The 14,170-nt window shown below is 55.9% G+C and carries 13 protein-coding genes (1 of these 13 cut by a window edge); 4 read left to right on the top strand and 9 right to left on the bottom strand.

Going from position 1 to position 14,170, the window contains the following annotated elements; translation table 11 throughout:
- Positions 1-248: the beginning of a DUF8043 domain-containing protein gene (locus EL361_RS03020; RefSeq protein WP_126376494.1), read on the bottom strand. It extends 361 nt beyond the left edge of the window; 248 of the gene's 609 nt are visible here — the first part of the coding sequence; its start codon is at positions 246-248; the stop codon falls past the left edge of the window.
- Positions 249-323: 75 nt separating this feature from the next.
- Positions 324-1,877, bottom strand: a complete 1,554-nt coding sequence (locus tag EL361_RS03015; protein WP_126376492.1) for a glycosyltransferase family 9 protein — start codon at positions 1,875-1,877, stop codon at positions 324-326.
- A 289-nt stretch (positions 1,878-2,166) separates the two neighbouring features.
- Between EL361_RS03015 and EL361_RS03010 the strand changes: the two genes are divergently transcribed.
- From EL361_RS03010 to EL361_RS02995, 4 genes are all read left to right on the top strand, one after another.
- On the top strand, positions 2,167-3,486 hold the full coding sequence (locus EL361_RS03010; RefSeq protein ID WP_126376490.1) for a malic enzyme-like NAD(P)-binding protein: 1,320 nt from the start codon (positions 2,167-2,169) through the stop codon (positions 3,484-3,486).
- 161 nt (positions 3,487-3,647) lie between these two features.
- A complete protein-coding gene (locus EL361_RS03005; protein WP_126376488.1) occupies positions 3,648-5,630 on the top strand; it encodes a hypothetical protein in 1,983 nt (660 codons plus the stop codon).
- Positions 5,631-5,708: 78 nt separating this feature from the next.
- Entirely contained in the window at positions 5,709-6,566 is an 858-nt protein-coding gene (locus EL361_RS03000) for an AraC family transcriptional regulator (RefSeq protein ID WP_126376486.1), read from the top strand.
- A 61-nt stretch (positions 6,567-6,627) separates the two neighbouring features.
- The gene (locus EL361_RS02995) at positions 6,628-7,527 is read left to right on the top strand and encodes a DMT family transporter (RefSeq protein ID WP_126376484.1); all 900 of its coding nucleotides are present in this window, start codon (positions 6,628-6,630) and stop codon (positions 7,525-7,527) included.
- Positions 7,528-7,573: 46 nt separating this feature from the next.
- Here the strand turns inward: EL361_RS02995 and EL361_RS02990 are convergent, their stop codons facing one another.
- The 7 genes from EL361_RS02990 to EL361_RS02960 form a co-directional block, all read right to left on the bottom strand.
- Entirely contained in the window at positions 7,574-8,365 is a 792-nt protein-coding gene (locus EL361_RS02990) for a substrate-binding periplasmic protein (RefSeq protein ID WP_172961614.1), read from the bottom strand.
- 44 nt (positions 8,366-8,409) lie between these two features.
- Complete coding sequence (locus EL361_RS02985; protein ID WP_126376480.1) at positions 8,410-8,901, bottom strand: GNAT family N-acetyltransferase; 492 nt, start codon at positions 8,899-8,901, stop codon at positions 8,410-8,412.
- Between the two features lie 182 nt (positions 8,902-9,083).
- Positions 9,084-9,644, bottom strand: coding sequence for a Fe-S-containing hydro-lyase (locus tag EL361_RS02980; protein ID WP_126376478.1), 561 nt, complete (start codon positions 9,642-9,644; stop codon positions 9,084-9,086).
- Positions 9,644-10,480: a fumarate hydratase gene (locus tag EL361_RS02975; RefSeq protein WP_126376476.1), complete on the bottom strand. Its 837-nt coding sequence runs from the start codon at positions 10,478-10,480 to the stop codon at positions 9,644-9,646. The genes EL361_RS02980 and EL361_RS02975 overlap by 1 nt, the downstream gene beginning before the upstream one ends.
- A gap of 229 nt (positions 10,481-10,709) precedes the next feature.
- Positions 10,710-11,456 carry a fumarate reductase iron-sulfur subunit gene (locus EL361_RS02970; RefSeq protein WP_126376474.1) on the bottom strand — a complete coding sequence of 249 codons (747 nt, stop codon included), beginning with the start codon at positions 11,454-11,456 and terminating at the stop codon, positions 10,710-10,712.
- Between the two features lie 3 nt (positions 11,457-11,459).
- A complete protein-coding gene (locus EL361_RS02965) occupies positions 11,460-13,307 on the bottom strand; it encodes a fumarate reductase flavoprotein subunit (protein WP_126376472.1) in 1,848 nt (615 codons plus the stop codon).
- 12 nt (positions 13,308-13,319) lie between these two features.
- Positions 13,320-13,973 carry a succinate dehydrogenase/fumarate reductase transmembrane subunit gene (locus EL361_RS02960; protein ID WP_126376470.1) on the bottom strand — a complete coding sequence of 218 codons (654 nt, stop codon included), beginning with the start codon at positions 13,971-13,973 and terminating at the stop codon, positions 13,320-13,322.
- Between the last annotated feature and the right edge of the window lie 197 nt (positions 13,974-14,170).

Raw genomic sequence — 14,170 nt, 5'->3', positions numbered from 1 at the left:
TCGCGGGTGATGTTCACTGCCATCTCGGGAACGGGCATGGTCACGATCTCCACGCTCTCGATCTCCTCGGTGGAGATGTCTTCCGCCTGATGCGGATAGATCTCGGAAAAAGCTTCCTTGTTCACAAAGACATCGGTGACCATCCTGTTACCCAGGGTGTCATCTTCCATCATCTTCACCAGCAGGTCTTCCAAATTATTGAAGTTGTTGACCTTCAAGCCGGTCTCTTGACCATCGATAACAATCATCTCTCTCCTCCTTACAAAGGGAAAATATGTACGCAAAACATGCGTCAAGGCCTTACATTCAAGTACTGTGCCACTTCAACTCAAACACTGCCGCCAAACTTCGACCAACGCGGAATACCGCTTGATCAACGCTGACAGCATTGTAAAATCTCTAGCCATGGATTGAGATTCCTGGCGCCACATGTCTCCCAAAACAGAGAATAAGTAATCGTCGGCAAGAAGTGCCGTAACCCGCTCAAAATTCCCAAGAAACTTGTTTCTCAGCATGGGAACAGGCGTCCTGGCCAGCACACTGACCTGTTCTCCCATCAAAAACAGGAGTTGCCCGGCCTGCTCCAAAACTCTGGAGGCAGATTGCGTCATCTCATCGGACAGGGGGTACACTTCATGCGGCGGAGTCGGCTCCTGTTCGTCGAGAAATTGACGGTAAAAGTGACGCTGTAGGCGCACCCACGAGGTTCTGTCCTGGATATCATGACCTGAAAGTGATTCAAGCCCCATGGCTCCGTCAGGCTGAACGGCAGTTGCCCAGACCCGTATGCCCGCTGGAATGGAAGCACCAGCCTCCCAACGTCCTGTCACAATAAATTGCTGTATGTAATGATATAGAGCCTCTGCCGTAACCGTAGACCGGCAGGCATGATTGATCTGACAACGGTGGCGAAAACCACAGGGATGACAAGCCAGATCAGCTTCCACGCACAAACACCCCGGAGCATATGGGCCGGTATCCCAGGGCTGGGCCGTGACCAGGAAAACAGCACAAACCGGCGTGCCCAGGCCAGCGGCCAAATGCATGGTCCCCGTGTCGTTGGTGACGAGCAAGCGCATTTCAGTCAATACCGCAGCCAACTCGACCAGAGTCGTTGCCCCAATCAGGTCAATATGCGGACACGAAATTTCTTGAGCAAAACGCTGCCCCAATGGGGCTTCAATCTTGGTCCCCAAAAGTACGGGAATCAATCCATGCTCTTGCCAAATTCGCTCAGCCAAAGCAGCAAAATGACCTATTGGCCAACGTCGCCTGTCATCACTTGCTCCCAGTTGCAGGGCAACATAGCCCTGACTTTTCTCGTGGCTTTCGCTCTGCAGCCGGTCCCGCATTTGCGCTTTGGCACCCTCAGCAGGCTTCGCCAGACGATAGGAACGATCACCATCGCAAAGCCCGGAAACCCGCCAGAACTGATCCACAAGATTATACGGGCTGCACCCACGATTCCTGGACGAAACCTGGAGAAACGCAGCCCAAGGCGACGAGTTCACCGCAAATCCAAAGTCATCTATTCCGAAGCCCTGCACCTCCGAAGCTGCAAAGCTACTGAGCAATCGCCCGGGAAGCGTGGCCGTCAGATTGAGGACACGATGAGGAGCAAAGCTGCGCAACTCATCACCGCCCCATTGCCAAAACAAGCTCAAGGACTCCCGCCAATCATCATCCAGGCGCGCCAACAGAGCTGCTCCAGGGAAAGAGAAGGTATGATCGACATCCCGCATCAACTCAACGGCTGGCGCGAAATTTTCGAGACACATCAACCCGACTTCGTGCCCCTGAGCCTTCAGGCCGGAAATCACAGGCTGGGTCTGCAGCAAATCCCCAAAGCGGGTCAAATTGATGACGAGAATTCTCAACGAAAACTTCCTTTATAATCGGTGCATTGCACTATATCAGACAGGCAATGGAAGCAAACAAAAAACCCACAGTCCGAACCTGCACCCTCAGTTATCAAGAAGCGGGCCAACCCCTCGCACTCAGACAGGACGAATCCAATACAGGTGAGGGCTTGCAATCAAATGGGTCCTGCAATACCTTTCGGCATCTGGATTCAATCATCACGATATGGAGCGGAAAGTGGAGCACTAATGCCCCCGCCCGACACACATTCCATCGATCAACCCGTCAACCGGAGGCATCTCCACCATGGCATTGTTCACTAAGCAAGAAGCCCTCGACTACCATTCCATGGGACGCAAGGGAAAAATCGAAGTCATTCCCGTCAAGCCCTGCCGCACCCAAAAGCATCTTTCCATGGCTTACTCCCCCGGCGTGGCCCAGCCTTGCCTGGAGATCGCCAAGGACCCGTCCAAGTCTTTCGACTACACCAGCCGCGGCAACCTGGTCGCCGTTGTTTCCAACGGCACCGCCGTTCTGGGTCTGGGCAACATCGGCGCAGCAGCTGGCAAGCCTGTGATGGAAGGCAAAGGCGTGCTCTTCAAATCCTTCGCGGATGTCGACGTCTACGACATCAACCTCGCCACCGAGGACCCCGACAAGATCATCGAGACCGTAAAGCTGCTGGAACCCACCTTTGGTGGCATCAACCTTGAGGACATCAAGGCACCGGAATGTTTCTATATCGAAGAGCGACTCAAAGCCGAGATGAACATTCCCGTGTTCCATGACGATCAGCATGGCACGGCCATCATCTCTGGCGCTGGCATCATCAACGCTCTGGAGATCTCCGGCAAGAACATCGCCGACCTGAAACTCGTGGTCTCCGGCGCCGGAGCAGGCGCCATTGCCTGCACCAAATTCTATGTAGGCATGGGCATCCAGAAGGAAAACGTGTTCATGTTCGATTCACGCGGCCTGATCTACAAGGGACGCGGCCCCCTGACTCCCGAAAAGGAGTTCTTCGCACAGGACAAGGATTACGGCAGTCTGGCTGAATGCATGAAGGGTGCGGACATGTTCCTGGGGCTGTCCGTCAAGGACGCCATCAACAAGGACATGGTCAAATCCATGGGCGAAGCCCCCATCATCTTTGCCTGCGCCAATCCAGACCCCGAAATCACCTATCCGGATGCCAAGGAAGCCCGCCCTGAGTGCATCATGGGCACTGGTCGTTCCGATTACCCCAACCAGATCAACAACGTCCTCGGATTCCCCTCCATCTTCCGCGGCGCCTTGGATACCCGTGCCACCGCCATTAATGAGGAGATGAAACTTGCAGCGGCCAATGCCTTGGCCGCGCTCGCCAAGGAACCAGTCCCGGACGAAATCTGCGAGATCTATGGCCGCAAGCTGGAATTCGGCTCGGACTACGTGATTCCCAGCCCGTTTGACCCGCGCGTGCTTGAATGGGTGGCCTCTGCCGTGGCTCAGGCCGCCATGGACACCGGTGTCGCCACCATTCAGTTGGACATTGAGGAATACAAGAAGTCCCTGCGCACACGCCTGCAGGAATCCAAAAAGCGCGTTGCCCTGGTCGTCGACGCCTACGGCATGGACTTCGAATAGAATCCAGCGATACAGCAAACACCAAGGCCGCCCTTCGGGGCGGCCTTTTTCATGTCCAACAAACCACTCCGACGGGGAAATCCTCTCACCCACCAAGGCCTTGCCCAAAACAGCTCAAGTATTATACTATGTCGTAGAGTTTTCTTCTGGGGGGGGACACCATGCAGGCAGCCCTGCGCCATGCCAACACCATCTTGGCAGATCGGTTCGAGTCCATGACACAGGCCAAAGGACGCTCCGAGGCCGTTGTGGACATCAAGCAGATTGTCACCATCGGTGTCGACATCATCCTAGAGCGCACCAAGGGGCGCTCTATGAATGCGGCCCAACGCATTGTAGTGTCTGCCATTCACGCAGGTCGCATGGACCTGCTGGTCGAAGAAATCACCGCCGACATTCAAGATATGGTCAAAGCCCGCGAGAACAAATTTCTGCTGGAAGTCCAAACCCGTCACGGCCCACTCACATTCCTACCTGATGTTCTCATTCCGGCAGACGACGAAACTCTTCAACGTTGGCAAGGCTTTCTGGACAACCTGAACCCCTTCAGCCTGCGTGCCGAAGACCCGGTGACCCGGCTCCGAAACCGCATCCCCTTCCGCGATTCAGTCTGGATGGGAGACTTGGTTTTTGCGCCTAAAATGACTGCGACTGTGATTCAGGATATCCAGGAAATCAAAGGCAATTTGATGCTTCGCGGTCACACAACAGACATCAAGCACCCTCTCTCCCTGGATGGCAGCCTGTACATTGATGCCAATCAACTTCAAGAGGGTACTTCCTGCGTGGAATCCCTGAAGGGACATCTGCGCATCTATTCCGAGAGCATCAAAACACTCGACGAATTGAATGTCTCAGACAAAGTTCTTCAGCAGTGGGGAGCCAAACAAGGCACCCCCGTCCACATCAATGATCGACGCTCCTATCGCTTCCTCATCGAAGAGGGCCCTGAAGGACTAACCCTGGCTCTGGCGGAAAGCCCTGGAGGACACGATCAGGATCAGCGCTCCCAGCGCTACCTCTGGAAAGGAACCGGTTGGGCACAATTCCACCGCAAGCTATCGCCCGACATCGCCTATCGACTCCTACGCCGATTCCGGCACCTTTGTGCCGTCCTTGGGTTGGGAGAAGATTTCATTCTCAGGGAACGTGATGCCGACATGGCAGTGGAGAACAACACAGAGCGCATCATCGTGCTGCTGGATCTGATTCAGGGCCAACACAGCGCCAAAGCCGCCCAAAAAATTCCCGAGGAACAACATCAACTGATCCAAACCATCCGCGAGCACCTATTGAGGCTCAAAGCTCTCGCCATGGGTGAAGGCAAGGAATACTACCGCGACATGGAGCAAGTCGGCACGGACATCGAAGACACCCTGAAAGAACTCACCGACAGCAAGCTTGCGCGCATTGCAAAATCCATAAGCAAACACTCCCGACGGATCGACCGCAAAGCATTCAAGTCGGACAATGACTACTTACGAAGCCTGGAAGGGGACACTCTGGATTTCGGACAAATCGTAGGCACGGCCAGTCGTGCCGTTGTCTTCGTCAACAATCTGTGTAGATCCAGACCCATGCGTGCACGGGCTGCCGAGGCAATTCTCGACATCCGCCGCACACTGAAAAAGATACTGGGCCGGACGGCCAGCCAAAAGGTGCTGCTCAATCTGCTCAAATTTCCTGATTCCGGCACAATGCGTGGCCTCTACACAAAATACCCGGCCCAGAAAACATCCATTGAGGATTTGGCCGAACACCTCCACGTCTTTAACCAAACGCCTCCTCTTGAACTCCTGCAGGACTTTGTTTCCCGACCGTTCAAGGAAATCCATCCAGACCTGGACAAGGACCGCATCCTGCTGCGCCAAACCCTCTCCCTTGGCAAGGGAAATCTCGACGCCGTGTTCACAGAACAATCCTCAGGATACGGGCTCCAAACCGGGCGCCTGTTCCAACAAGCTCTGTCCGTGAACATGCGGTCATTCCTGGCCGAAGAGGTCAAAACGCAAGTATTGGATCTCGATCTGGTCACTCCATCCACACTCATTGTCCAAATCCAACGCAAGGTGAATCGCTACAGGGAGGTCATCCCCGTCTACAACCGCCTCTGCGCCCGCCCGGAAGACGCTATTACTGCCTAGGATCAACCCTTCCAGCAATATTTTACAAAACACCTGCCCACAGGTATGCCAAAGTCATCTGAAAAGCCGGGAACTCCAATGAATAGGACCTCACATAACCAGCAGGGAATCGCCCTGCCCGATCAGAACCGCATCACACTGCCGCACGTAGGTGGTGTGGAGGTCTTGACCGCACGATTCACAACACAGCGATTTTCAAAGCACTTCCACCGCAGGTACGGGGTTGGCGTCATTGAGCATGGAGCCATGGCCTTCACTTTTCTCAATCAGAATTTTGTTGCCGATGCAGGCAGCGTGAACCTTACTGTCCCCGGCGAAATGCACGACGGTCATGCCGCTGTTCTGGAGGGCTGGGCCTATCGAATGCTCTACCTGGACCCGGGTGTTGTGGAAAATGCAGCAAGCCAAGCCGCCGGACGCCCAGTGGCAGCACCGGACTTCGCCACAGGCGTCATCCACGATCACGAACTGGCCACCCAAGTCCGAGCCTGTCACCAGATCCTGGACCATCCCCATGCGTCACTTCTGGCCCAGCAATCCGCACTGCTATCAATGCTGGGGCTGTGGATCAAACGACATGCGGCAGAGCGCCCCCCAAGCTTGCGAGCAGGCACGGAACCAACGGGTGTGGCCCGGGCCCGGGCCTTCATGGACGAGCAATGCGAACAGGATATTTCCCTGGATGAACTTGCACAACAGGCTCACCTGTCACCCTATCATTTCCTGCGCGTTTTCCGTCGCGCCGTAGGCGCCCCGCCACACGCCTACCTTATGAATGCCCGCATCCGCCGGGCGCGCCAGTTGTTAAGGACAACGATCCGCCTGGCTGATATCGCGCAGGAAATCGGCTTTTCCGATCAGGCCCATTTCACCAATGCCTTTAAACGGTTCACCGGACTTACCCCCGGCAAATACCGCAAGCATCTGCAAAACTGATCACAAGGCTTGGGCTATCTTTCTGAAAACGTCGGCCAAAACCGAATCTTCAGGAGATCATATGCCCCAGCAACCATCCTTCCGTGCCTATTTCGACCTGACCATGGCCATGATTCTGGTCGGCAGTTCCGTTGTCGCCGGAAAATTCATGATCATCGAGCTGCCGCCTCACCTGGCATCAGCCATGCGCTTCCTTTTCGCCGTCATGCTCATCGTCCCACTGCTGTATATTCTTGAAGGCATCCCCAGACTTTCAACCCGCAGTTGGATCATCCTCTTCATCCAGGCCGTGTGCGGATCATTCCTGTTCAATGTTTTCCTGCTCAAAGGGTTGACCATGACCGATGCCGGAGCTGCGGGAATCATCACCAGCACAACCCCTGCCTGTATGGGAATCATTGCCCTGATCGTGCTGCGGGAAAAACTGACCTCGCGAGCAGTTGCGGGCATTGCCCTTTCCGTGGGTGGAATCATGGCCGTCAACCTGCAAGGCATGAGCGTTGGTCTGGGAACCCTGGCAGGAAATGGGCTCATTCTCTGCGCAGTACTGGCCGAGGCTCTCTTTCTGCTCCTCAGAAAGACCGTACGTGAACCCGTATCGCCCCTGGCCATCTCCTCCATCATGTCCTGCTTCGGACTGATATTATTCATACCAGGGGCACTCATGGAGTCTCAGGGATTCGACTTTGCAGCCGTCTCCCTGGCCACATGGGGCACCGTGGCCTACTACGGGGCATTCATCACCGTAGCGGCCTATCTGTTCTGGTTTTCGGGGATTGTTCAAGTCAATGCAGGCACTGCAGGAATTTTCACATCGGTGATGCCAGTCTCGGCGGTTCTGCTCGCAGCCCTGATACTGGGCGACCCTATCACCCCTGCACATATCGGTGGCTGTGGATTGGCTCTTGCCGGCATCTGGTGCATCAGCATCCCTGCCCGCAAGGTAGCGGCGAACAACTGACCCGTGCGAATAAAAATGACATGCAGACCGGCAACGGCACAGCAAATTAGCGATCGTATTTGCCAGCGTAAAGATCAGCCAGCAGGCCCGCGTAGGTTCCGTCTTTGCGAATGGCAGCCAATCCCTTGTTGAACAGGGGCATCAAGGCTTTACTCTCGTCCACATTCTTCGAAAGAATCAGGTGATACTGGCGATGTTGGATCACCTTTGGGTGCCAGGCAATCAGCTTCCGTTCTTCCTCGTTCAATACCCTCTCGACATAAAAACGCCCCACCTGGGTGACCATCGGCACGGCGTCGACCCGACCGTGCAGCAAACGCACAAACAGGGATTCGTACCCGCCCGAGCGTTCAATGGTCAGAATACCGGCAGCTTCGGCATCATCCAGCAGAAGATACGCCGCCCCACTCGCCCCTCCAATAATCTTGCCTCGAAGATCCTCCATCTCCGACCAATCCAGAGGATTATCCCTAGAATAAAACAGAACTTCCGAATCCTCGATCACAACATCACTGTACAGAAATGAGACGGCACGAGCCGGGGTATAGACCCAAACCAGAGTTCCATGCAGCACGCGACCATCCTCGTCACGCCCCTGGAGCGCATAGCTGAAGGCACGGGACCAAGGAAAAAATTCATACTCCACCTCAACCCCAACCGCTTCGAAGGCCTTCTGAACGACATCGGAGGCAAATCCGAAATGAGGGAGGGTTTCCGACAGATAGGGTGGCCATTCACCATTAGCCAACCGCACCAGAGGCTTAGCCTGAGCGGGTAGACAGAGCAGTCCGAGCAGCAGGCATACGCCCAGGACAGCCCAACGGATTCGAGTTCTCACAATGCCCCCCAGCACATAACCCAACACCATGAAGTCAAACCAACTCAAGAACGCTTTTTTCTCATCTCAAGGACAACGGCTCCAACCTCGCCCACATACTGACTGTTCACAGTCCAACCCCGGTGCTGATAAAAAGTCACAGCCCGATCATTGTCACGATAGACAGACAACGTCATGTAAGGATGCCCCACAGAAAAAACCTTGTGCTCCACGGCATCCATGAGGGCTGTCCCCAGCCCGGCACCGCGACACCCTTCGGCAGTCCATAGAAGCGACAAATGCATTCCGTCACGTACCAGTGCCACTCCTGACACAAGCCCTTTATAATCCGCGACCAAGGCAAGGGGCCACGGCCCCTTGAGCGCCATGGACAACGCCCCCACCCACTTGGCAATTTCATCGTCGGGCACAATACCACGATAATCGCCAGCCATAGTCCGATCCACCATTTCAATAATGGCGGGCACGTCCCGAGGCCGGGCCTTGCGAATGCGCGGAGTTCTGCACTTCTTAATAATATCCAACACATTCATCATATACCTTATCTACAATAAACCACACAACCCTCGATTACAGAAAGACCGATTTCCCTCCTGCGTTTTCTGAGGAAGACTCCACCTCGAACATAAAAGAAGGCCGCCCCGAAAGGACGGCCTTCATATACTCATCTTCCAAAGGGGGTGAGCCCTTCGGCAGCGGGCAACGCCTCCGCTAGTCGCTAATCTTCCAGGCCTGCAGCCTTGCGATCCGGCACGGCATAGAGTTCGCCGCCGTGGCAGTCATTGATGACCAACAGCGGAAACTTCTCCACCGTCAATTCGCGGATGGCCTCAGGACCAAGTTCATCAAAAGCGATGACCTTGGCCGCGGTGATGCACTTGGAGAGCAGCGCGCCAGCGCCGCCAGTGGCTCCAAAATACACAGCCTTATGCTCCTTGAGGGCCGCCTTCACTTCTTCGCTACGCTTGCCTTTGCCAATGGAAGCCTTCTGCCCCAGAGCATGAAGCCGAGGCGCATAGGTATCCATACGATAGCTGGTGGTGGGACCGGCGGCACCAATGGGGCGTCCCGGAGGCGCAGGACTCGGGCCGACATAGTAGACAATGGAACCCTTGAGTTCGAAAGGAGTTGCTTCCCCCTTGTCGATCAGGTCCATCAGCCGTTTATGAGCCGCATCACGCGCCGTATAGATGGTTCCATTGATAAAGACCACATCCCCGGCTTTCAGGGGAGTGATGTCCTCATCAGTCAGTGGCGTATTCAAGGTGTATTCAGCCATTAGATCACCACCTCCTGATGCCGGATGGAATGGCACTGCACGTTGACCGCCAAAGGCAGACTGGCGAGGTGGCACGGGGCCATCTCGATCTTCACACCCAGACAGGTGGTCTTACCACCCAGGCCCATGGGGCCGATGCCCAGAGCATTAACGGCATCCAGCAGTTCAGCCTCGAGCTTGGCGATCTCGGGATCGGCATGCGTGTCATTCAAGGGCCGCATCAAGGACCGCTTGGCCAGGATGGGGGCGCGCTCGAAAGTGCCACCGATGCCAATGCCAAGCATGGTCGGCGGGCACGGGTTGGGTCCGGCCTCGGCCACGCGGTTGACCACGAACTTCTTGATGCCTTCCCAGCCTTGGGCCGGAGCCAGCATGGTCACGCGGCTCATGTTCTCTGAGCCACCGCCCTTGGCCATGAAATTGATGGTGATCTTGTCGCCGGGCACAAAATCAAAATGGATAATGGCCGGAGCGTTGTCGCCTGTGTTGGCACGGGACATGGGATCACAGGACGATTTGCGCAGATACCCTTCCTCGTAGCCCTGGATCATGCCCTGAGTCACGGCATCCTTCAGGCTACCTTCCACAATCACGTCCTCGCCAATGTCCACAAAGAACACGGCCAGTCCGCAATCCTGACACAGGGGCAACCCTGTTTCCTCGGCCATGGCGGAGTTCTCCAACAACTGTCGGAAAATTTCCTTGGCAGCCGGGGAGTCCTCACTCTCCATATGATCCCGGAACGCCTGCTTGACGTCATCGGGCAATTTCAGATTGGCCTCACGGCACATGTTCGCCACTGGGGCGATCACGTCCTGGGCTTTCACTGTTCTCATAACCTCTCCAAGTTCTATGGTGACTCCCCCGGTCAACAGCCGGGAAAGTTTCGTTGTCTCCATCAAAGGTCGCAAAAACTTCGAGATGTATTCGCAACCTCCTCGCGGGTCGCTCAAAAATCCTTCCGTCCAAGCGCAAGGGGGGGAATGAGTTCGGCATGTATTCAACATGCACGAGGAGTCATTTCAGCCCGACTAACGCCGCGAGAAGGAGAGTTTCAACGGCCCCCTATTTTTTACCAAACGGTAAAAAACGTTTGATAGCGGCGAGTCCCATCTTGCGCCGCAGGAATCCCAACTGATCCTGCAAAGGCAATTCCTTGGGACAGACGTCTTCACAACCCAGCAGGCCCATGCACCCGAAGATGCCCTCATCGGTGCCGATGATGTCGTAGTAATCGGCCTCGCTCCGCTGATCGCGCGGATCAATGAGGAAACGGGCCACACGATTCAGAGCCACAGCGCCCATGAAGTCCTTGCGCATACGGGCGGTTCCGCAACCGGCAACACAACAACCGCATTCCACGCAGCGTTCCAGCTCGTAGATTTCTTCGGCGATGGAGTTGTCCATACGCTCTTCTTCAGCCGTAGGGTCAAACACCGTATCCGTATGAATCCAGCTCTCGACCTTGGCATACATCTCGCGGAACCAGGTGCCCGTATCCACGGACAAATCACCCACGAGTTTGAACACCGGCAAAGGCAGGAGCGTGATCTCATCGGGCAGATCCTTGGTCTTGGTCTTGCAACCCAGGCCCGGGCGCCCATTGATAAGCATGCCACAAGCACCACAAATCCCCGCACGACAGCAGAAATCAAACTGCAACGACGGGTCCTGTTCCTCACGAATCTGGTTCAATGCAATGAATAGGGTCATGGAAGGAATCTCAGGCAGCACAAAGGTGTCCATGTGCGGCACGGATTTCTCGTCCATGGGATTATAACGGAAGACGTTGAATTTCAGCGTACGCGCCATGACTTAGTCCTCCTTCCCAGCCGGGGGGTTATCCATGGGGATGATGGTCCCGCCGCCGTAGCCGCGGTCTCCCGGTGGGATTTCGAAGGACGGGGTGGCGTCCTCATAGTTCAGGGTCGGCAGATCGTCGTCCTCGTTCTTCCAGGTGGCGAGAGTACGGTTCAGCCAATCACGGTCGTTGCGTTCGGGGAAATCCTCACGGGCATGAGAGCCTCGAGATTCAGTGCGCTTGAGGGCTCCATAGGCAACACACAAGGCCAACTTGACCTGACCGGCCATCTTCAGAGCCAAAGCCAGTTCAGGGTTGGCGCCCTTGCCGTTGGACTTCAGTCCGATCTTCTTGGCCCGTTCATGCACTTCCTGCAGCTGGAACACAGCCTGCTCCAGGTCGTTGTGACTACGGAAGATATGCACGCCGTCCTGCAGGGCATCCTGCATTGCAGCCCGGACCTTGAAGGCGTCTTCACCACCGTCTGCACAGTCGATCAGACGCTGAATGCGATTGCGATCCTTGGCAACCTGATCTTCAATGACAGAGGTCTTGAACTGGGCCTCAGCGCCTTGGAGGTATTCCACAACCTTGCCGCCGACGACCATACCGGCCACAACAGTCTCGGCCAGGGAGTTGCCGCCCAGACGGTTGAAGCCATGCATGTCCCAACACGCGGCCTCGCCAGCCGCGAACAGGCCTTCCAGGCCGTAGGCTGCGCCGTCCTTGTTGGTGCGCACGCCACCCATGGAGTAGTGCTGCACCGGCTTGACCGGAATCAGATCCTTAACCGGGTCAATGCCCAGGAAGTTCTGACAGATATCGTCCACCTCGCGCAGCTTGCCACGGATGTGCTGCTCGCCCAGGTGACGGATATCGAGCCAGAGGTGCTCGCCATAGGGGCTCTTCACGCCCTTACCCTCGCGGATATGATGCATCATCCAGCGGGAAACGACGTCGCGGGAGGCCAATTCGGCCTTTTCCGGCTCGTAGATGTTCATGAACCGTTCCTGATTCACATCCAGCAGCGTACCGCCATCACCTCGACATCCCTCAGTCACAAGGATGTAGGTCGGGACAATACCTGTGGGATGGAACTGTACGGCCTCCATATTGCCCAGAGGTACAACGCCCGTGTCCAGCACGGCCGCATGAGCGCCACCGTCACAGATCACGGCGTTGGTGGATTCGCGATAGATACGGCCGAACCCGCCAGCGGCCACGAGAGTGGCCTTGGCAAGATAGACGCGCAATTCGCCGGTCTTCAGGCAGCGGGCCACAGCGCCCATACAGCGCTTGCCATCCTGAATCAGGCTGATGACTTCCACTTTGTCATGGACCTGCACACCCATCTTGGCGGCACGATTGTCCATGGTATAGAGCACGGTATGACCGGTGCCGTCGGAGGTGTAACAGGTGCGCCACTTGGCGGTACCACCAAAGTTACGTGCGGTGATCAGGCCTTCATTCTCGGGCTTCTCGAACTTCTCAAAGCGCTCGCCGCCCTTGTAGTAAAAGCCCTTGCCACCGACCACACGGTTCCATGGCACGCCCCAATGCGCCATCTGACGCATGGCAATGGGGGCGTTATCACAGAAGATGCGGGCAACTTCCTGATCGCAGCCCCAGTCGGAACCCTTGACCGTATCATTGAAGTGGACGTCGGGGGTGTCGCCCTCGCCCATGGCGCTATTGCCAAGGGCAGCCTGCATTCCCCCCTGTGCGGCGGATGAATGCGAACGACGTGCGGGGACAATGGACAAACAGATGGCATCAAACCCGGCTCCGGCGGCCTCGATGGCCACACGCTCGCCCGCCAGGCCCGCGCCGATGCTCAAAACGTCAGTATAAAACGTCTGCATTGGTGCTTCCTCCTAGGATGCGAGCAAAAGGAATCGGATCAGGGTCAGCACGCCGATGGTGATCATGGTCAGCGTAACGACCTTTTCCAGCTTCTTGGCCTTGGGGCGGTTGGAACGCTTGATCACGCCCCACTTCACACCGATACGGTAGAAACCGATCCCGACGTGTAGTTCCACCAATGGCAGAAGCAACAGATAAAACATCAGCCACCAGCCCTCGGACACACGCGCGGCACTCTTGGCTGCGGAGATGGGCAGATCGGTCAGAACCACCCACATATGGATGGAGCCCATGATCAGAATAATCATGGCCGTTCCCGCCTGCACCAGCCAAAGCCAGGTGTCGGTGTGTTTGAGAGTCTTGGCATGTGCCCAGATGGATTTCTGCTCCTGCATGCGGAACGGCAATTTACGAGCCGCCAGCACGAAGTGCAACATAAAGGCAAACCCGATCATGGGGCCGCCGATCTGGGCCATGTATGTGGCCTCGAAAAAATGGGCCAGAGCATTCATGACACCGGGGCCCAGCAAAACGCTGGAAACCAGAATCATGTGGCTCCACATAAACAAAACGAGCCCAGCACCGGTGAGCATCTGCAACCAATCAAGGTAGCCAGACGCCCGCGACGGTTTGGGCACGTGCAGGGTCGAGTCGACAACCGACATCTTCACTCCTCCATACGAGTTACCAACCAACTGGAATCAGACCAATTCCAGCCCCTGCCACCGACCAAGGCGTCATCACGGGGCCGAAATCAAATGCAACCGACAATCCTTCATATACGCGCGCGAATGATTGCCGAAGCATCAAAGTTTCTGAACGCTTAAAAAAGGTTTGTCAATTATTAGGAGGCTTACAACAT

The organism is Desulfovibrio ferrophilus (assembly GCF_003966735.1).
Taxonomy (GTDB): Bacteria; Desulfobacterota; Desulfovibrionia; order Desulfovibrionales; family Desulfovibrionaceae; genus Desulfovibrio_Q; species Desulfovibrio_Q ferrophilus.
The sequence above is the reverse complement of the archived record's forward strand: the minus strand, read 5'-3'. Positions and strand labels throughout refer to the sequence as shown.